This is a genomic window from Coprobacillus sp. AF33-1AC, assembly GCF_003475785.1.
In the GTDB taxonomy this organism is placed as follows: domain Bacteria; phylum Bacillota_I; class Bacilli_A; order Erysipelotrichales; family Coprobacillaceae; genus Faecalibacillus.
Genome location: NZ_QRQB01000016.1, coordinates 1 through 20,930 on the forward strand (window position 1 = coordinate 1; position 20,930 = coordinate 20,930).

At 29.5% G+C, this 20,930-nt stretch carries 19 protein-coding genes, 1 other RNA gene, 1 riboswitch and 1 other annotated feature; of the genes, 1 reads left to right on the top strand and 19 read right to left on the bottom strand.

Annotation, left to right across the window (positions count from 1 at the left end; all coding sequences use genetic code 11):
- Positions 1–62: 62 nt before the first annotated feature.
- From DWZ53_RS06880 to DWZ53_RS06890, 3 genes are all read right to left on the bottom strand, one after another.
- A complete protein-coding gene (locus tag DWZ53_RS06880) occupies positions 63–4,295 on the bottom strand; it encodes a 2-hydroxyacyl-CoA dehydratase (RefSeq protein ID WP_118432958.1) in 4,233 nt (1,410 codons plus the stop codon).
- Entirely contained in the window at positions 4,288–4,728 is a 441-nt protein-coding gene (locus tag DWZ53_RS06885; protein ID WP_118432959.1) for a MarR family winged helix-turn-helix transcriptional regulator, read from the bottom strand. Before DWZ53_RS06885 ends, DWZ53_RS06880 begins: the two co-directional genes overlap by 8 nt.
- A gap of 89 nt (positions 4,729–4,817) precedes the next feature.
- Positions 4,818–5,465 carry a YggS family pyridoxal phosphate-dependent enzyme gene (locus DWZ53_RS06890; RefSeq protein WP_118432960.1) on the bottom strand — a complete coding sequence of 216 codons (648 nt, stop codon included), beginning with the start codon at positions 5,463–5,465 and terminating at the stop codon, positions 4,818–4,820.
- A 167-nt stretch (positions 5,466–5,632) separates the two neighbouring features.
- Between DWZ53_RS06890 and DWZ53_RS06895 the strand changes: the two genes are divergently transcribed.
- Complete coding sequence (locus tag DWZ53_RS06895) at positions 5,633–6,220, top strand: ECF transporter S component (protein WP_118432961.1); 588 nt, start codon at positions 5,633–5,635, stop codon at positions 6,218–6,220.
- A gap of 6 nt (positions 6,221–6,226) precedes the next feature.
- Here DWZ53_RS06895 and DWZ53_RS06900 read toward each other — a convergent pair whose 3' ends face one another.
- The 16 genes from DWZ53_RS06900 to DWZ53_RS06975 form a co-directional block, all read right to left on the bottom strand.
- Positions 6,227–6,769 (bottom strand): ECF transporter S component, encoded by a 543-nt coding sequence (locus DWZ53_RS06900; RefSeq protein WP_118432962.1) that lies wholly within the window; start codon positions 6,767–6,769, stop codon positions 6,227–6,229.
- An 11-nt stretch (positions 6,770–6,780) separates the two neighbouring features.
- Positions 6,781–7,527, bottom strand: a complete 747-nt coding sequence (locus DWZ53_RS06905; protein ID WP_118432963.1) for a DUF4430 domain-containing protein — start codon at positions 7,525–7,527, stop codon at positions 6,781–6,783.
- A complete protein-coding gene (locus tag DWZ53_RS06910; RefSeq protein ID WP_118432964.1) occupies positions 7,511–8,716 on the bottom strand; it encodes a prenyltransferase/squalene oxidase repeat-containing protein in 1,206 nt (401 codons plus the stop codon). The genes DWZ53_RS06905 and DWZ53_RS06910 overlap by 17 nt, the downstream gene beginning before the upstream one ends.
- 94 nt (positions 8,717–8,810) lie before the next feature.
- Positions 8,811–8,994, bottom strand: a riboswitch (cobalamin riboswitch).
- A gap of 87 nt (positions 8,995–9,081) precedes the next feature.
- Complete coding sequence (gene metG / locus DWZ53_RS06915) at positions 9,082–11,073, bottom strand: methionine--tRNA ligase (RefSeq protein WP_255415313.1); 1,992 nt, start codon at positions 11,071–11,073, stop codon at positions 9,082–9,084.
- Positions 11,061–11,262: a binding site (T-box leader), on the bottom strand. It overlaps the preceding gene by 13 nt.
- A 92-nt stretch (positions 11,263–11,354) precedes the next feature.
- A complete protein-coding gene (gene rsmI / locus DWZ53_RS06920) occupies positions 11,355–12,200 on the bottom strand; it encodes a 16S rRNA (cytidine(1402)-2'-O)-methyltransferase (RefSeq protein WP_118432966.1) in 846 nt (281 codons plus the stop codon).
- Entirely contained in the window at positions 12,193–12,933 is a 741-nt protein-coding gene (locus tag DWZ53_RS06925) for a tRNA1(Val) (adenine(37)-N6)-methyltransferase (RefSeq protein ID WP_118432967.1), read from the bottom strand. Before DWZ53_RS06925 ends, rsmI begins: the two co-directional genes overlap by 8 nt.
- Entirely contained in the window at positions 12,923–13,780 is an 858-nt protein-coding gene (locus DWZ53_RS06930) for a regulatory iron-sulfur-containing complex subunit RicT (protein WP_118432968.1), read from the bottom strand. Before DWZ53_RS06930 ends, DWZ53_RS06925 begins: the two co-directional genes overlap by 11 nt.
- A 13-nt stretch (positions 13,781–13,793) precedes the next feature.
- Entirely contained in the window at positions 13,794–14,741 is a 948-nt protein-coding gene (locus DWZ53_RS06935; protein WP_233541859.1) for a hypothetical protein, read from the bottom strand.
- Positions 14,738–15,358: a dTMP kinase gene (gene tmk / locus DWZ53_RS06940; RefSeq protein ID WP_118432969.1), complete on the bottom strand. Its 621-nt coding sequence runs from the start codon at positions 15,356–15,358 to the stop codon at positions 14,738–14,740. Before tmk ends, DWZ53_RS06935 begins: the two co-directional genes overlap by 4 nt.
- A gap of 246 nt (positions 15,359–15,604) precedes the next feature.
- The gene (recR, locus tag DWZ53_RS06945; protein WP_118432970.1) at positions 15,605–16,198 is read right to left on the bottom strand and encodes a recombination mediator RecR; all 594 of its coding nucleotides are present in this window, start codon (positions 16,196–16,198) and stop codon (positions 15,605–15,607) included.
- Positions 16,199–16,207: 9 nt separating this feature from the next.
- A complete protein-coding gene (dnaX, locus tag DWZ53_RS06950) occupies positions 16,208–18,034 on the bottom strand; it encodes a DNA polymerase III subunit gamma/tau (protein ID WP_118433009.1) in 1,827 nt (608 codons plus the stop codon).
- A gap of 50 nt (positions 18,035–18,084) precedes the next feature.
- Positions 18,085–18,525: a nucleoside deaminase gene (locus DWZ53_RS06955; protein ID WP_118432971.1), complete on the bottom strand. Its 441-nt coding sequence runs from the start codon at positions 18,523–18,525 to the stop codon at positions 18,085–18,087.
- 9 nt (positions 18,526–18,534) lie between these two features.
- Positions 18,535–18,632, bottom strand: an RNA gene (ffs, locus tag DWZ53_RS06960) — signal recognition particle sRNA small type.
- Between the two features lie 38 nt (positions 18,633–18,670).
- Positions 18,671–19,174 carry a GNAT family N-acetyltransferase gene (locus tag DWZ53_RS06965; RefSeq protein WP_158568206.1) on the bottom strand — a complete coding sequence of 168 codons (504 nt, stop codon included), beginning with the start codon at positions 19,172–19,174 and terminating at the stop codon, positions 18,671–18,673.
- A gap of 37 nt (positions 19,175–19,211) precedes the next feature.
- Complete coding sequence (gene serS, locus DWZ53_RS06970; protein ID WP_118432973.1) at positions 19,212–20,498, bottom strand: serine--tRNA ligase; 1,287 nt, start codon at positions 20,496–20,498, stop codon at positions 19,212–19,214.
- A gap of 68 nt (positions 20,499–20,566) precedes the next feature.
- Positions 20,567–20,920: a DUF4186 domain-containing protein gene (locus DWZ53_RS06975; protein ID WP_118432974.1), complete on the bottom strand. Its 354-nt coding sequence runs from the start codon at positions 20,918–20,920 to the stop codon at positions 20,567–20,569.
- Between the last annotated feature and the right edge of the window lie 10 nt (positions 20,921–20,930).

Sequence of the window (20,930 nt, forward strand, 5' to 3'; positions counted from 1 at the left end):
AAAAACCTATATCTTTATGTAAAGGTATAGGTTTGTCAACAATCTGAGAGAAATAGTTTTGACTATTTCTCGTTATTTAAGTTTTTAAAGGCTGTTGATAACATAAGTTTAATACGGTTTAACTGGTTAACTTCACTTGCACCTGGATCGTAGTCAATTGCTACAATGTTACTTTCAGGATATTTTTTACGTAAAGCCTTAATCGCTCCTTTACCAGTAACATGGTTAGGTAGACAACCAAATGGTTGCATACATACAATATTTGGTGCTCCTGATTCAATTAACTCTATCATTTCCCCAGTTAAGAACCAACCTTCTCCTGTTTGGTTACCGATTGAAACAATTTCATTTGCTTTTTTAGCTAAATGATCAATTGAAGCAGGTGGATCAAATCGATTAGATTTCTTCAATGCTTTAATCATATCTTTTCTTAAGTAATCAACAGCTTTAACACCAAAGTTACATAAACGGGCTGCATTTTTAGTAGCATTAAAATGTTCGTGTTCAAATTGTGTGCTATAGAAACAATATTGGAAGAAGTCAATTAAATCTGGCATGACTGCTTCGCCACCTTCTCTTTCAATAATATCAACAATTTGATTATTTGCTGTTGGATGGAATTTAACTAGGATTTCTCCTACTAAACCAACTCTTGGTTTTTTAATATCTAATAAAGGTAATTCATCAAATTCTTTAACAATTTGATAAACATTCTTTTTAAATTCTTTTAAACTTCCATTACATACATTTTGATTACAACGTTCTAACCATGATTCATATAATTCATTAGCACTATTTTTCTTAGCTTCATATGGTCTTACACGATAAAGAACACGCATAAATAAGTCACCATACATTGCCCCAATAATAACCTTTTTAGCTAGACTATATGTAATTTTGAATCCTGGGTTAGATTCAATTCCTTGTAAGTTAGCACTGATAACCGGAACTTGTTCCATTCCTGCATCTTTTAATGCTTTTCTAATAAAGGCAATATAGTTGGTAGCACGACATCCTCCACCAGTTTGCGAGATAATAACTGCTGTTTTATTGATATCATATTTTCCACTTGTTAATGCTTCCATCATTTGTCCAGCTACTAAAATACTTGGATAACATGCATCATTATTTACATATTTTAAACCAGCTTCAATAGCACCTTTATCTACTGATGGTAAGACAACTAAATTATAACCACTGTTTTGCATTGCTTTTTCTACAAATTGGAAATGAATTGGTGACATTTGAGGACATAAAATAGTCCATCCTTGTTCTTTCATTTCTTTTGTAAATGGGACTTTAGTTGGCTGATAACGTGGTGGTAAAGTTTCCGTTTGTTCTTGTTTTAAGATTGTTGCTTTTAAAGAACGGATACGAATACGAATAGCTCCTAAGTTACTTCCTTCATCAATCTTAATTAAAGTATAGATTTTATGACGAGCATTTAAGATTTCAGCAACTTGATCAGCAGTCACTGCGTCTAAACCACATCCAAATGATGTTAATTGGATTAATTGTAATTGTGGTTGGGTAGAAACAAATGAAGCTGCATGATACATTCTTGAGTGATATGTCCATTGATCTACAACACGCAATTCATCAAGTTCTTGATCTAAATGACAAACACTGTCTTCTGTAAGAACCGCCATTCCTTCACCAGTAATCAAATCAGCAATACCATGATTAATTTCTGGGTCAACATGATAAGGTCTACCTGATAAAACAACCCCCATCATATTGTTTTCTTTTAGATATTTTAAAACAGTTTCTCCTTGTTCTCTAATATCTAATCGACATTGTTGTAATTCTTGATAAGCATGTTCAATTGCTTTTTTTAGTTCACTATCTTTAATTTGGAATGATTTAAATTCATCTTTTAAGTTAGTAAACATTGTCTTTTTATTACTTAAATCCATAAATGGATTTCTAAAAATAATTTGATCTTCTTCTAAATGATCTACGTTATTTCTAATAACTTCAGGATAAGAAGTGACAACTGGACAGTTATAATGGTTTCCTTGATGAATATTTTCTATTCTTTCATAAGCTACTGATGGATAGAATATGTATTTAATTCCTTTTTCAATCAATGACTCAATATGTCCATGAACTAATTTAGCTGGATAACATACACTTTCTGAAGGAATTGTTTCAATTCCTTTTTCATATATCTTTTTACTTGAACGAGGAGATAAAACAACTCTAAATCCTAAATCAGTAAATAATGTATGCCAGAAAGGATAGTTTTCATACATATTTAATACTCTAGGAATACCTACCGTACCACGATATGCCTTTTCATTAGATAAAGAACGATAGTTAAAGATACGACGATATTTATAATCATATAAGTTTGGTAATTTTTTAGATACTGGAGGTAAGTTTGCTCCTCTTTCACATCTATTACCACTGATATGTTCACTACCATCATTAAATGTAGAAACTGTTAACATACAATGGTTAGTACATTTTTGACAATAACGAATAGAACTATCATATGTAAATTCATTTAATTGTTGGCGATTTAAAATTGTTGAGCCTTTTCCTTCATCACGTTCTCTTGCTAGTAAAGCAATTCCAAATGCTCCCATTAATCCTGCAATATCAGGACGAATAGCATGAATACCTGTTTCTTGTTCAAAGGCACGTAATACTGATTCATTATAGAATGTTCCCCCTTGAACTAATACTGATTGACCAATACTTTCTGGTGATCTTAATTTAATAACTTTATATAGTGCATTTTTAATAACTGAATAAGCTAAACCGGCTGAGATATCTTCTATCTTAGCACCTTCTTTTTGTGCTTGTTTTACTTTAGAATTCATAAATACCGTACAACGTGATCCTAAGTCAATTGGGGCTGTTGATTCTAATGCTAGATTAGCAAAATCTTGTACGTTATATCCTAATGATTTAGAAAATGTTTCGATAAATGAACCACATCCTGATGAACATGCTTCATTTAATAAGATATCTTGAATAATACCATCTTCTATTTTAATTGCTTTCATATCCTGACCACCAATATCAAGAATGAAAGAAACATCTTCTTTAAAATATTTAGCTGCTGTAAAGTGAGAAATTGTTTCTACTTCACTGGTATCTAATTTAAATGCTGCTTTAATTAAAGCTTCACCATACCCTGTTGATCCTGCATAAGCGAGTTCAACACCCTCAGGCATGACATCATATAATTCGTTTAATATCTTAACTACAACTTGAATAGGGTTTCCTTCATTAGAAGAATAGAAAGTATATAAGACTGATCCTTGATCATCAATTAATACAGCTTTAGATGTTGTAGATCCTACATCAATTCCTAAATAAGCTTTACCTTGATATGTTTTTAAATCATTTTTCTTTACTTTTGTATGATAATGACGTTCTCTAAATTCTTTTTTATCTTCTTCAGATTCAAATAATGGTTTTAATGTTTGAGTTTCATCATGAATACCATCTTTTAGATTTTCTAATTCAGTAACAAGATGTGCTAATGATGTTGTTTTAATTTTATCTTCTTTAGATAAAATACATGCTCCCATCGCCACAAATAATTGTGAATTTTGAGGGAAAATAATATCTTCATCTTTTAGATTTAAGGTATCTATAAAACGTTGACGTAATTGATCTAAGAAATATAATGGTCCTCCTAAAAAAGCAACTTTTCCACGAATTGGTTTTCCACAAGCTAAACCACTAATAGTTTGATTGACAACAGCTTGGAAAATACTCATTGCAATATCTTCTTTATTAGCCCCTTCATTAATTAAAGGTTGTATATCAGTTTTAGCGAAAACCCCACAACGTGATGCTATTGGATAAATCTGAGTATAATCTTTAGCTAATTCATTTAAACCTCCTGCATCAGTTTGTAATAAAGATGCCATTTGGTCAATGAATGCTCCTGTTCCTCCGGCACATGTACCGTTCATACGTTGTTCTAATGAAGATTCAAAATAAGTAATTTTTGCATCTTCACCACCTAATTCAATTGCTACATCACATTCAGGAATATAGGTTTCTACTGTCTTAGTACAAGCAATCACTTCTTGTACAAATTCAACATCTAAGTATTTTGATAATGATAAACCACCTGATCCAGTCATCACAACATTAACTGGTAAATCACCAAATTGGTCTTTGACTTCTTTTAATAAGGTTTCAATTGTTGCTTTTACATCAGAAAAGTGGCGCATATATTTTGAAAAAACACATTCACCTTGTTCATTTTCTAAATAAATCTTGACTGTCGTACTTCCTACGTCAATCCCCATATAATACTTCTTATCCATTTTTCTCCTCCTTATTGAGATTGTTTTTCATCTTATTTACCACATTAAAAAAACAATCAATCTCTTCTGGATTCAATCCTTGAATTAATTTTAATTCGATATCTTTTTTTCTCTCTGTAATACTTTGACTTATACATAACGCTTTTTCCGTAACCACCAATTTTTTTAACCTTGCATCATAGTTTACTTCTTCCTTTATAATATAACCTTGTTGTTCTAATGAATGAAGTAAACCTGTAGCAGTTGAACGACGAATATCAAATTCTCTTTCAATATCTTTTTGAAAAACATCTTCTTCACTACTCAATAAATAAGCAAGGATTAATCCTTGCGGTCCTGATATTTTTTCATTTGGCTGATTACAAATTCCATTTAACTTTCTACCAATTAATCTTGATAGAATCATAATTTCTAATCCGACACCTTTATGCATTTTTTTCTCCTTTTGTTAGGTCGCTAACATTATACTTTTTTATTCCTTAATGTCAATAAATAAGCCAAAATAAAAGTAGACAAAATTGTCTACTCATCTTTAAATAATGCTCTACCAATACGAATATATGTTGCTCCATGTTTTAATGCTTGATGATAGTCATTAGACATTCCCATTGATAACTGATTAAGTTCATACATTGGATAATCTTTTTGTAATCTTTGAAGTAATGCTTGTGTTTGTGCAAAATACTTTTCTGTTTCAGTCTCATCAATGTTAGGTGCCATCATCATGAGTCCTTTTACATCAATATGTTTATACTGTTGAACTTGTTGGAAAACTTCATCTATTTCTTCAACTTCAAAACCATGTTTACTTTCTTCTTTAGCAATATTGACTTGAATTAATACCGGCATCACTAAATCATGTTTTGCTGCCTGTTTTTCAATTTCTTTCATTAACGAATAACGATCTACAGCATGAATTAACTTAACTTTATCAATAATGTATTTTACTTTATTAGGTTGTAATGTTCCAATAAAATGAAAATCACCTTGACCATGATATTTTTCATATTTATCTAGAAAAGCTTGTACTCTATTTTCTCCAAAACATTGAACACCTAATGCTTCTAACTTTTCGATTTCTTTTTCATCTACATATTTTGTTGCTGCAACAAGTGTTGCTGGTTGTACTTCATTAAGTATTTGTTTTACTGCTGTTTCATTTACTATCATATTATCACCGTTCCTTTAATCATTATCTATTGTAAAACGAAACCAGGGTTATTGTCTAGGTTTTGTTTTTTATAAACTGTCCATTATTTTTTAGGCAAATTGGCTATTTTTTTAATGACAGTATAGTGATAACATAGGTTCAAGTTTTATAGAGGGGGAAAATAAAAATGAATAATAAAACTTTAAAGATTGCAACCGTAGGGTTAATGGCAGCTTTAGCTTACATTAGTTTTACATTCTTGCAAATAAAGATTCCAACACCTGGGGGTTATACTTCTTTCCATTTAGGAAATACCTTTGTTGTTTTAGCTGCCTTATTAGTAGGTGGTGTACCTGGTGGAATTGCTGGTTCTATTGGTATGGGAATTGGGGATTTACTAGATCCTATTTATGTTACATATGCGCCTAAGACAATTATTTTAAAATTAATGATTGGGGTTGTCACTGGACTTGTTGCTCATCATGTGTTTCACGTGAAGGAATTAGAAGGAAAAAGATTATATATTGCAGTAATTGTTTCAAGTATTGCTGGTTTATTCTTCAATGTTGTTGGAGAACCATTATTTGGATACTTCTATAACAGTGTCATTCTTGGTGCACCAGCAGATGCAGCAAAAGCACTTGCAGCATGGAATGGTATCACAACTTCAACAAATGCAATTATTAGTGTTATCGTTGCTTCATTATTATATATAGCTATTCAACCAGCATTAAAGAAATCTGGTTTACTTGATAAATTAGCTCCAAAAAAATAACAAGGTTCACATTGAACCTTGTTTTAATTTTATTCTTTCTGACTCTTTTTTTAATACCTTCATCAGTATAGGGGCACATATTAAATAGAAGAAGAAATTTCCAACAGCGTGAAACGTATCAAATAAAAGACCTGCTGTATAATAAACAATATATAAAGCTGGACCACCTAACATAAGCTGTTCTAATGAAACAACTATTCCAAATGCATAACCCATAAAAAATGAAAATATCGCCATAGGGAACACTTTCGGTTCCTTATTTATTTTCTTTAAAAAATCTAATAAAATTTGCGTTATTAAACAAATAACAACCCATGCAAGTATTTGAAAGAACGTCCATGTTCCCATTCCTAAAAACAAATTAGAAACAACTGTCGTCACTATACTTAATTTTACTCCAAAAGATAAACCAAATAACATAACAGAAATAATAATAATGGATGTTACTGGTTTAATGTTCGGTAATGCTTGAAGATATATTCTTGAAGCAATATTCACTGCTGCTAATATTCCTATTAAACTTATTTCCTTTACTTTATCTGAATTCATTTTTTATTCCTTTAATTATAATTGACATAGCGCCATACAATTTTATCATTATTTTCTAAACTATAATAACCACATGATTTATTGGGAAATACTCCATTAACACTATACATCCATCCCGACATATTACCATGTTGTTTTTCGAATAAATCGCCAATACCTTTTACATATATTTTACTTCCGTAAACACCTAGTCCATTTTGTGATGCAACTTTAGTCAAAACATCATAAACACTTGTTCCTTTTTCAACATTAACATTTCCACTCATCATTAAGTTTCCCATTCCATAAACTTGAATGCTCACATTTATTGCTTCTTCATTTGGGGTTTGAGATGTTGACTGATGATTTGATTGATTATTGTTTGTTGATTGACTTCCAGATTGTACTTGGTTATTTTGTGATGTACTGGTTTCACTATGACTCGATTTGTTTGCTTCATTACTTTTATTACTTGATGATGATGTTGTACTTTTGGAAGTACTTTGATTAGCCTCGTTACTAACAACATTACTTTGAGAATCTACATTTTTACTCTCCTCATTTTCTTGTTGATTAGTATCTTCTTTTTTTACTTTCTTTTTCTTAGTATTCTTTTGACTTATAGTATCTTTTTGTACTATCGATTGATTTTGATAATTTCCTGTGATTCCATTGTAAAATGAAAAACCACCTATAAAAACAAAAGAAATTGTAATAAAAATTATTACAATTCTTTTACTTAAATCTAATGCTTTAAATTTATTAACAAGCTTTTTCATTTTCTTTTCTTAATACTAAGAATAATCCTGCTGAAATCATAGATAATGAAACAAATACAGTAACACTTGTATTATCTCCAGTTTTTACAGCAGTAGCTGTTTGATCTTTTTTTGGTGATTGACTATCGTTTTTATTTTCTGTTTGAGTTGGAGTTTGAGCAGGTTTAACTTCTACTCTTGTTAATGTTGAATCAGGATTTCCATAACCGATTGCTTTATAAATTACGCTACCGTTAATAATAGTACCCATTGCTCTTGCAGCATCTTGAGTAGCATATCTATTTTCTTCTCCTGCATTATTGTACCAAAATGATCCTGTATCAGTATTTTGATAATTTAATAAAACATCAATTTGATTTGAATTATTTTTATTGTATAAACCATTTAATAAGTCATCTCTATTATATACAGATAATCCTTCAATTGCACAAGCTTGACTATCTGGGTTAACTGATCCATAATCAGGAAATCCTACATCATTTTGTTGTTCTTTTAAATATCCAATTGCTTTTTGAATAGTTGAAGAATATTGTTTTTTCCCTGCAATACTTAAAGCTTCAATACCCCAACCAGTAACATCACATCCTGAATTCTTTTTAGTTGAATCATAGTAGTCAAAATTCCAAAATCCACCATCTTCATTAATATCTGAGGCGATATGGTTTGCAACTAATTGGACTTTAGATGATGAAACTGATTCTAAAGCAAGTAATCCCCAAATATCAATGTTGCTTCCTAACTTTTTACCAAAACATCCCTTATCATCTATTTTGCTTTCTAATTCATTTACTAAATTTACTGATGAACCATTAATAGTTAAATTTGTAGGATCTTTCTTTAATAATTTTGCAACAATGATTTCTTTGGCAAGTGCATTTACAGTTGATATATTCCCATTTAAATTTGATTCAAAATCAGAAATATCAAAATCATCTTCTACTTCTCCACCTAAAGCTTCATAAGCAATCATATCATTGAGATAATCTCCTAAATTATTATAAGTTTGCCCATAATATTCATAAGTACTATATTTTGTTAAACCATTTTTCTTATAATAAGCTTTTACTTTATCTGCTGCATCTAACAATTTGTTTGTATCATATGTATTTGCTGCTGATACACCAGATATTGCAGTCATAAAACATAGTACAGATATCATAAGACTGCAAATAATTTTTTTCATTTTCATGTTCTTTCCCCTTTCAAATTAAATAACTTCTAAATAAAAAACTAGGCATAGTTATCCTAGTTAAAATCTAGAAGAACTACTTTATACTCCGTAAAGTGTATCCTTAGATATAGGCAAGTATTCCGACTCTGTTTCATTGTTTAAGCGTCTTCCCAGTTTTCCAGTGACTTTTGCTTATTCTCCACATTACGGCGGCGGGACCGTTCAGGTATTTCACCTGATTCCTTCTTAATTCAAGATAGTGTAAATATATTGAAACCTATAAATATTATTCAATTTTACTTTGTACTTGCCTATTATAATATATATCTTTTTAAAAATATAGTCATAATTAAAAAAACGCATGGTTTCATGCGTTCTTTTTACTATCTAATTGTTGTACCGTTAGGTAAGTCTCCAGCATCTAATACACCTAATACTTTTTTATCTCCACCTGCAAGAATCATACCTTGAGATTCTACACCTCTAAGTTTTGCAGGTTTTAAATTAGATACTACTACAACTTTTCTTCCTACAAATTCTTCTGGTTTGTATAGTTCAGCAATACCACTTACAATTTGTCTTGGTTGATCTTCACCAATATCAATTTGACTTACTAATAATTTATCTGCATTAGGATGTTTTTCACATTTTAATACTGTTCCTACTTTTAATTCTATTTTAGAGAAATCATCAATTGTAATTTCTTCTTTTGTTTCTAATTTTTCTTTTGCTTTTTTAATAGATGCTTTTTGCTTAGCTTCTATTTCAGATACTTTTTTAGCAATTTCTTTAGGATCCAATCTTGCAAATAACATTTCTGGTTTTTCAACTACTTTAGTACCAGATTTATATACACCAAATTCTTTTAAACTATCAAAATCTCTAGCATCTGTATTAATTTGATCTAAGATTTTTTGAGCTGTAGATGGAATATATGGAACTAACATAACCGCACTAAAACGAATAGCTTCAATTAAGTTATATAAAACTGTAGCTAAACGATCTTTTTTAGTTTCATCTTTAGCTAATGCCCATGGCATAGTTTCGTCAATGTATTTATTTGTTCTTCTTAATAAATTAAAGATTTCATCTAATGCATTTGATGCTTTATATTCATCCATTTTTTCAATGGCTTTTGCTGGCATTGCTAGTGCTAGATCTTTTAATTCTTGATCAACATCTTCAGATACGTTTTTATTTTCAACAATACCCCCAAAATATTTATTAGACATAGCTATTGTACGATTAACTAAGTTACCTAATACATTAGCTAAATCACTATTAATTCTTTCTACTAATAAATCCCATGTAATACTTCCATCATTATCATATGGAATTTCATGTAATACATAATATCTAACTGCATCTACACCAAATAAATCAACTAAGTCATCAGCATAAATAACATTACCTTTTGATTTAGACATTTTACTTTCACCTTGTAATAACCAAGGATGACCAAATACTTGTTTTGGTAAAGGAATATCTAATGCCATTAACATAATTGGCCAGTAAATTGTATGGAATCTAACAATATCTTTACCAATTAAATGTAAATCTGCAGGCCAATACTTTTTATATAAGTCACCATGATTTCCATCAACGTCATAACCTAATCCTGTAATATAGTTTGTTAAGGCATCAATCCATACATACACAACATGTTTTGGATCAAAGTCAACTGGAATAGACCATTTAAATGATGTACGAGATACACATAAATCTTGTAAACCTGGTTTTAAGAAGTTATTCATCATTTCATTTTTTCTTGATACAGGTTGAATAAATTCTGGATGTTCTTCAATATGTTTAATTAAACGATCTTGATATTTGGATAATTTAAAGAAATAAGCTTCTTCTTTTGCATCATGTACCGGTCCACCACAATCAGGACATTTACCATCTACTAATTGTGATTCTGTGAAAAATGATTCACATGCTGTACAATATTTACCTTCATAATGTCCTAAATAAATATCACCTTGATCATATAATTTTTTAAAAATCTTTTGAACTTGTTTTTCATGATATTCATCAGTTGTACGCATAAAACGATCATATGTTGTATCCATCATATCCCAAATACGTTTTACTTCACCAGCTACTTTATCAACATAAGCTTTAGGTTCAATTCCTGCTTCATTGGCCTTAATTTCAATTTTTTGTCCATGTTCATCTGTACCAGTTTGAAAATAAACATTGTAACCTTCTTGTCTTTTAAATCTCGCTATTGCATCAGCTAAAATAATTTCATATGTATTTCCAATATGAGGTTTACCTGATGTATAAGTAATTGCAGTTGTTAAATAAAAATCTTTTTTTTCTTTCATACTTTCCTCCCAATAAAAAAATCGTCCTTCTGTAAAAGGACGAATAATCGCGGTACCACCTTTTTTACATACAATACAATGTATGTCACTCAAAACTTTAACGCAGTTAACGTTTATCCTTAACTATTCAGGATAACTGCTCATGGCCCATCACATAAAGCTAACTACTAGTTTTCACCAACCACTAGTTCTCTAAAAAGTATTACTTTATCATTTTCCAATCTTTGCATTTTTCATACTATTAAACTTTATCAAACTCTAATTTAAAAGTCAACTTTATGCTTGTTAACACTATTATTTTAACCAATAATGTTTCACGTGAAACATTATTGATGATATTCTTTGTAAACAGCATTTTTATTTAGACTTCTTTGTTTTGCAACTTCCTTGATTGCATCTTTTGTTGACATACCCTTTTCAATATACATATCAACATCTTCTTTAATTGTTGTCTCAAATTCAATGACTTCTTCTTGTTCATTATTTCCTTCAACAACAATTACCATTTCACCTTTTAATTCATCTACAATTTCTAATACTTCTGAGATTGTTCCACGAATAATTTCTTCATGTTTCTTAGTTAGTTCTCTACATAATGAAATATGTCTATCTCCTAAAATTTTATGCATTAAATTTAATGTCTTTTTAATTCTATGTGGTGATTCATAATATACGATTGTTTCTTTATAATTTTTTAAACTTTCTAATTCTTTCTTTTTTTTCTTGTCTAAATGATCTAAGAATCCATAAAACATAAACGGTTGTGGCGTAATACCTGAAACTACCAAAGCATCTAAGCATGCATTAGCACCACTGATTGGTACTACATTAATGTTTTCGTTAATGCAAGCTTTAACCAACTCATATCCAGGATCAGAAATAGCTGGATATCCTGCATCACTTACCAAAGCTATATCGTTACCTTCTTTTAATAATGAAATTAATTTAGGTATTGACTTCTCTATATTGTGTTCATGATGAGAAATAAGTTTTGTTGAAATATTAAAATGATTAAGTAACTTAATAGTATTACGTGTATCTTCTGCAGCAATATAATTGACTTCTTCTAATATTTTTAATGATCTGATTGTCATTTCATCTAGATTACCTATTGGTGTAGCAACAATATATAATGTAGATAAATTGTTTTCAAAACTTTTTTGTCTATTCATCAATAATCTCTCCAAACATTTTTCTTACTTCATTACTGTAACTTCCATCGTCATTATGAGCATATAAAGGTGGTTCTATTTTTATTCCTTTTTTACCTTTAAATATTCCTTCAACTAAAAGTACATGAGAATCTCTATTTACTTTAGGATATACAAAACGTATTCTTTTAGGCTCAATATCATACTTTTGCATAAGATTCAATATTTCAATCATGCGATCTGGTCGATGAACCATTGCCAAACGTCCCTTGTTATCTAATATTCGTGCAGCACTTTTTATAATACCTTCAAGATCAATTTTGATTTCATGTCTTGCAATTGTTAGATATTCATTTTCATTTAAATTACTATCCTCATCAACTCTAAAAAATGGTGGATTACAAACAACTAATTGAGCTTTTGTATTACAATCAATAACATGATTTGCTATATCATCATGAATGATTTCAATTTGGTCATTTAGTTGATTCATTGATACATTTTTTTTAGCTAAATCTGCTGCTTCTTCTTGTATTTCGATTCCTGTTATGTGTTTATGAGTTCTTTTTGATAACAATAAAGGAATTGCAGCATTGTTAGTACCAAAGTCAACAATTTCCTTTACATCTTTATTAATTGTACAGAAGTTTGCAAGTAAAACAGTATCCAAAGAAAAATGGAACATGTCCTTTCTTTGGATAATCTTAAGATCTTTATGTGCTAATAGATAGTTAAGTATTTCGTTATCGTTCATTTTTTTTACCTTTATGTACATGATGATTATTGTTATGATTATTATTATTTTTATCAAATGTAATCTCATCTAAACTAACAAAGATAACTCCATTTTTTGAGTCAATCTTTACTAAATCACTAATAACATTAAGTCCTAATACTTTAACATCATTTCCTTCATATTTCACTTTTGATCCAATTTTAGGAAATCTTTTCTTTTCTTGAGTATAAATATCATCCTCATATTTTAAACAACATAATAATCTACCACAAGCACCTGATATTTTATCAATATTAATCGCAAGCATTTGATTTTTTGCCATGTTAATAGAAACACCATTAAATTCGCCAAGCATTGTTGAACAACAAAGTGGTAAACCACATGTACCAATTCCACCAACAACCTTAGCCTTATCTCGGGGACCAATTTGTCTTAACTCAATACGACATCTAAATACAGTAGCTAATTCTTTAAGTAATTCTCTGAAGTCAACTCGATCGTCTGATGTATACATAAAGATAATCTTAGCCTTATCTAACGTATATTCGCATTTAGTTAATTGCATGTTAATATCATAACGAGAAACGATTTCTTTACATGTTTCTAATGCTTTTTGAGCATCAATTAAGTTTTTTTCAAAATTATCAATATCTCTTTTTGTTGCTTTTCTTAAAATATGTTTAAGTTCTGTATCTAAATCGAACTCTGATAAATCTTTTAATTCTTGAGATATTTCCCCTAACTCAAGACCTCTAGCAGTTTCAACAACTACATTTTCACCTTTATCTAATAATAGATCAGTAGAGAAATAATATACTTTACCAGCGTTCTTAAATTTTACACTTGCTAGTTTTTTTTCAGCCATATGCATATCCTTTCTATAATCTAAACATCATACTATCCATAAGTAATGAAATATTCGCATTTGTATCTATAAGATACAAAGTTTCTAATACTAATTCAATCTTCTTAATTATATCATCATTGTCAAATTCTAGCGACTTAAATAAATCTATATGATTAACATAATATATAAATTCTTGATTATGTTTCACGTGAAACATATCTTTTAACGCAAGCGTTAATAAACGTAAAAATAATTTTATACTGTCCTTATCTTTATATGTCTTTAAAAGATTAGTTTGTGTATTAATAATAAGATTTTCTCTTTTAGTAAATAAATCTTCAACAAAATTAATCACTTGTAAAATAATATAATCGAGTTTTTCATCATCATACTGGTCAATAGCATCTACATCTCTAGTTAAATCAGATAAGATATTTGCTTTTTCTTGATCAATACCTTTTTCAATGAGTCGATTGATAAATTCTAATTGACTATCAGGTTTAAGTTCAATCACTTCACATCGTGATCGAATTGTTGGTAAAACCTTATTCATATTTTTTGTTGTAAAAATAGAATAAATACCTGGTATTGGTTCTTCTAACATTTTTAACAATGTATTCATGGCTTCTTTAGATGAGTATTCAATATTTTTTAATATATATAATTTATTTTTCCCTTCTAAAGATGTTTTATTAAAAGTTTCTTGTATGTATTCGATATTTGTTTTTTTGATTGAAGACTCTAAACCATCAAATACGATCATATCCGCATATTTATGATTCAAAACTTTTTGACAATCAACACATTGCTCGCAAGCAAGTTTTTGATCACAAATAAAAGACATGGCTAGAAATTGTAATGCTTTTTCAGTATTGTTGCCTGATAAAATAAAAGCATGGGGAATTTTATTGTTTTCAAATTGATTTTTAATTATTTGATAAAAAATGGGTTGATTTTCAATTAAATAATCTTTTATCATAAGATTTTATTAATTTCCTCTAATAATTGATGTGTCACTTCATTACGTGATAAACTCGCATCAATCTTAACAATACGATCAGGATATTTATCACAGATTTCTAAATAGCCTTCATATACCTGTTTATGAAATTGTGTAGATTCCAAATCTAAACGATTTGTTTCTCTTTGATTATCTTGAATACGTTTTAATCCATCTAAATAATTAATATCAAAAAATATAGTTTTATCTGGCATGACATCATTAATTGCAAATAAATTCATTTGGTATACTTCATCTATTCCTAAATTTCTGGCAACACCTTGATATGCAAGTGAACTATCTACAAAGCGATCACATAAAACAATATATCCATCTTTTAGAGCTGGTAATACTTTTTCAACAAGATGTTGTCTTCTCGCTGCAGCATACAGTAAGGCTTCTGTTTTATAATCCATTTTCGTATTATTTTTATCTAAAATAATATTTCTAATTTGTTCTGCAATATCAACACCGCCAGGTTCTCTTGTCATTAAAACCTTATATCCTTGTTGTTTTAATATTTCCGCAACATTTTGACATGCTGTTGTCTTTCCACTACCTTCAGGACCTTCTAATGTTATAAATTTTCCCTTCATTACAATCTCACCTCTAATTCAATATTATATCTAAAATAGAACATAAAGTCTAATTATCTCATGATAGTGATGATAACAAAAATTATCAATCCATATATACCAAAAATAAAGAAAAAAATGAAACATAAAATAAATGGAAAATGAATGGTTGAAAATATATTATTAGTAATGATTACTAATAATAAAGATAACATGATTCTCTTTATTAATTTAATAAAAAACACCCCATATAACTATATGAGATGTTTACATTTTTTTTCTTCCTTCTAATGATTTTAACAAAGTTAGCTCATCAGCATAATCAATATTACTTCCTATTGGTAATCCATTAGCAATACGACTTGTCGTAATATTCTTTTTATTTAATAATTTACTTAAAAATAAAGCTGTTGTTTCCCCCTCACGGGTAGGATTCGTTGCAATAATGACTTCCTTTATTTGATCATCTAAACGATTAAATAAAGATTGAATATTTAAATCATCCATCGTTTTACCATCAATAATAGAAATAGTGCCATGTAAAACATGATAAAGACCATGATATTCTTTTACTTTTTCCATTGCAAAAACATCTTTAGGCGATTCGACAACACAGATAGTTGAATGATCTCTTGTTGGATCATTACAAATATCACAAGTATCACCTTCACATATATGTCCACATATCTTACAATAATGAATTTTATCTTGAAAAGTTGATAATACAGAAGCAAATTCTTGTACATGTTCTTTGTCCATTGATAAAACATGATAAGCTAAACGTTCTGCACTTTTTCCACCAATTCCTGGTAATCTTTTAAAACATTCAACCAAATCATCAAAAGCTTTAGGATAATTCATACTTTCCTCCTATTCTTCTATTTCTACAATATCTTTGCCAAACATCTCAATAGCCAATTTTTGGGCATCTGTTAATTGAGGTTTAGGTTCTTGATATTCTTTAATATGATGTAAAATAATAGCTTGTGGTTTTGGTAATTGACCACTTCTATTTAATTCGATGAACTTATTTCTCATTTGTGGCCAATCATCTTCTAAAACCGCTATAAAATCAAATTCTTGACCTAACACTTCCTTTAAAAATTGTTTTAATAAATGATAATTATCTGAATAATTAACATTATTAACATCTGGAAGATGTTTAAACGTTAAAATAAATGCATTTTCTCCTGCTGCTACTGGTTTTCCATCACATAACATTGTCGCAAATTTAGCAGTATTTAAATTATAACGATACTTGCTTATAACTTGCCAACGATCTTGAATATCATTTAAAACTATTCTTTTTGCTTGAACTAAAATATTTAATATATCATCAAATGATACTTCTATATGATCAATATTTTCTTCATGATCATCTTCTTGTGGTTCCTCAATATTATCTTCGATTATTTCTTCTACAACAGGTTGTTTTATTGTTTCTTGAACTTGTACAGGTTGTACCGATTCACTCATAACTTCTTCAATATCTAATTTTTCATAACTATGACTATGTAAAGCAGATTCGACTGGTTGAGTATTGATGACTTCTTGATCATCAATTACAGGTTTATTTTGCGTATTTATTGGTTGAATAACTTCCTCATTTTGGATTTTATGATCTTCTTTTATATGATTACATATTTTTAATACTGCAAGTTCAAAGTATGTATGCGCATTTGTTGATTGATTATAATGCTCACTTGCTTCAATAAATATTTGAATCATATCAAAAGCTTCATCTACTAAAATATAAGGAATAATCGAATCTAAATGACTTTGACGTAAAACAAATAAAACATCTACTGATTGAGTATTTTTATAAATAATAATATCTTTTAAAATATCTATCAAATCAAATGTAAGACGTTTCATATCAATGCTGGCTGACATCATTGTATCTAATGACTCTAATACAGCTTTCATGTCTTTATTTAATAATAATTTAATAAATTTAATCTTATCTTGAATAGATAATAAACCATAAACTTGATTAATATTGGCTACTGTTAAATCATCATTAAAAGCTAAACATTGTTCTAGAATACTTAATGCATCACGCATTCCTCCATCAGCTAATTGAGCAATAATCTCTAATGCTTCAGGTTCAAAATGTTTATTTTCTGATTGTAATACATAAGTCAATCGTTGTTCAATATCTTGATCTTCTACCCTTTTAAAATCAAATCTTTGACAACGAGAAATAATTGTTGGTAGTATTTTATGAGGTTCAGTTGTTGCTAGAATAAAAACAATATGAGCAGGTGGTTCTTCTAATGTCTTTAGTAAAGCATTAAAAGCTCCTGGTGACATCATATGAACTTCATCAATAATATAAACTTTATATTTAGCACTTATCGGTGCATATTTAACTTTATCAATTAAATCTCTTACTTCATCTACACCATTATTGCTGGCAGCATCAATTTCAATGACATCAGGATGTTCGCCGGCAGTAATAGCTTTACAACTATCACATTGATTACATGGCACATGATCTCCATTACAATTGATTGCTTTAGCAAATATTTTTGCAACAGTTGTCTTCCCTGTACCACGAGGTCCAGCAAATAAATAAGCATGCGCAATTTTCCCTTCTTTTATTGCATTTTGTAAGGTCTTTTTTACATGATCTTGTCCTGCTAAGTCTTCAAAACTTTGCGGACGATAAGTACGATATAACGCTTTATATGCCATAATCAATCCACTCCAATCCCCTTTATTATACATTAAAAACGATAGTTATCCTATCGTTTTTGTTTAAAATAATCTTTTATAATTTTAGAACATTGATCAATTAAAATATCCTTTGTTACCATAGGAATATGATTTACAGGATATTGACTATGAATGATTTTATCAAAAGCTAACCATCTTGTATCATGGGCACCATATACAACTCTTTGAATACGACTTTGAATAATGACCCCAGTACACATCAAACAAGGTTCCAATGTCGTATAAAGCGTACAATCATCTAAACGCCATGAATTTAATTTACGACAAGCCTTTTGAATAGCAATTGTTTCAGCATGAGCTGTAGCCATATTTTTAGATTCCCTTTGATTATGACCTCTCGCAATAATTTTACCATCTCTAACAATCACTGCCCCAACAGGTACTTCATCTATTTTTAAAGCCTTTAATGCTTCATGATAAGCTTTTTGCATATAATATTCATCATTCATTCTTTTTTCTCCTTAAAAAAAGCCACTACACATAGACGGTGATTCTTAATGCTGCTACCTTCCGGTCCTGACATGGTTCGAAGCCGCCTATTGTAATGGCAATTATGATTATATCTTATTTTAGATAATTAAGCAATATATTTTATTAAAGAGTTAAAGCCATCATTGTAGCATCATAATAATGATTATCTATCTTAAAACGTTTTGGCATCTTCCCAGTTTCTATAAAACCAAATTTTTTATATAATCCCATAGCTGACATATTATCACTTCTTACTTCTAAATAGATAACATCTATTTGATGCTCCTTAGCATATAAAATTAATTCTTCCATCATTGAAGACCCTATCGACATATGCCAATAATCTTTTTTAACAGAGATCCCTAGCTCACAAGTATGACTCATTCTTGTTTGTGTTTCACCTATTAAAGAAGCTACTGATACAAGTTCGTCATCAATAAAACCAAGCAATAAACAAGATTGTTCTTGTTCATGCATTTCTTCTATAAGTTCCATCTCTGATAAAACATTCATCTTACACTCATTTAATCCATAAGTTAAAAAATCACTTTCTCCACCTACTTGATTAAAGTAATCAATTAACATATCTGCATCTTCTACTTCTGCTTCACTTACAAATAATTCCATATTTTCCTCCATAAAAAATACGTATCGAAGATACGTATTATTTAACAGGTACTAATTTTTCTTTTCCACCCATATACATTTGTAATGGTTTAGGAATATTAATAGAACCATCTTCATTATAATTATTTTCAATAAAAGCAATGACTGCTCGTGTACTTGCTAGTACAGTATTATTTAAAGTAGATACATAATAATTACCATTTTCACCTTTGGCACGAATACCTAAACGTCTAGCTTGTGCATCACCTAAAGTTGAACATGATCCAACTTCAAAGTATTTTTGTTGACGTGGTGACCATGCTTCAACATCACAAGATTTAACTTTTAAATCAGCTAAATCACCAGAACAACATTCAAGCGTTCTTACTGGAATATCCATGCTTCTAAATAATTCTACAGTGTAAGACCACATTTTATCATACCATTCCATTGCTTCTTCTGGTTTACATAAAACAACCATTTCTTGTTTTTCAAATTGATGAACACGATAAATACCACGTTCTTCAATACCATGAGCACCAACTTCTTTTCTAAAGCAAGGAGAATAAGAAGTCATAGTAATTGGTAAATCTTTTTCTTCTACGATTTGTCCTTTAAATTTACCTATCATACTATGTTCACTTGTACCAATTAAGTATAAATCTTCTCCTTCGATTTTATACATCATGGCATCCATTTCTTCAAAAGACATGACTCCAGTGACAACATCACTACGAATCATAAATGGAGGAATACAGTAAGTAAATCCTTTATCAATCATAAAATCTCTTGCATAAGATAACATTGCTGATGATAAACGAGCAATATCTCCCATTAAATAGTAGAATCCATTACCACTTGTTCTACCAGAAGCATCTTTATCTAATCCATTAAAACGAGCAATAATATCAGCATGATATGGAATTTCATATTCTGGTACAACAGGATCACCATATTTTTGAATTTCTACGTTTTCACTATCATCTTTACCAATAGGAACTGAATCATCAATAATGTTAGGAATCTTCATCATAACTTCTTTTAATTCTTTTCCATATTGTTCTTCTTTAGCTTCTAAATCTTTTAATTCATCAGCCATAGAAGTTACTTTTCTTTTATTTTCTTCTGCTGCTTCCTTATTACCTTCACGCATAAAAGCACCAATTTCTTTTGATAACTTATTACGCATACTTCTAATATCACTTGCTTTAGTAAGAACTTCTCGATATTCTCTATCTAATTTATAAGCTTCATCAACTAATTCTACGCGATCTTCTTGAAATTTCTTTCTCATGTTTTCTTTAACAAGCGTAGGATTTTCTCTAATTAATGCAATATCAATCATAATTATCTCCCTTTATTGTTACTAATACGAACTAAATTATACATCAACCACTATCTTTATTCAATTATTTATCTCATTTCTCTCTTGATCCATTCCATAATCAGTCCAACAATCATATCTTGTTGATGAGATGTTAATTGAACACCTGAAGGAATATGATGCCATTTCATCAAACACTGTCGGCAACAACATGCTGTTGCATGTTGAGCTATAAAAACTGGATGGTTTTTCATTGGTGTCTGTTTACCATCATTTTTAATAACTGCCGGTGCTAATCTTTTAGCAATAAAATCATGAGCATGACTTTCAATCACATCATAGCCTTTATCAATAACATATTGTTTATCTTTAGGTTTTAAATGAAATGAACTTCTAAAACGAGAATGAGATAGACGATTTAAAATATCATCATAATCATTCATAAACAAAGAA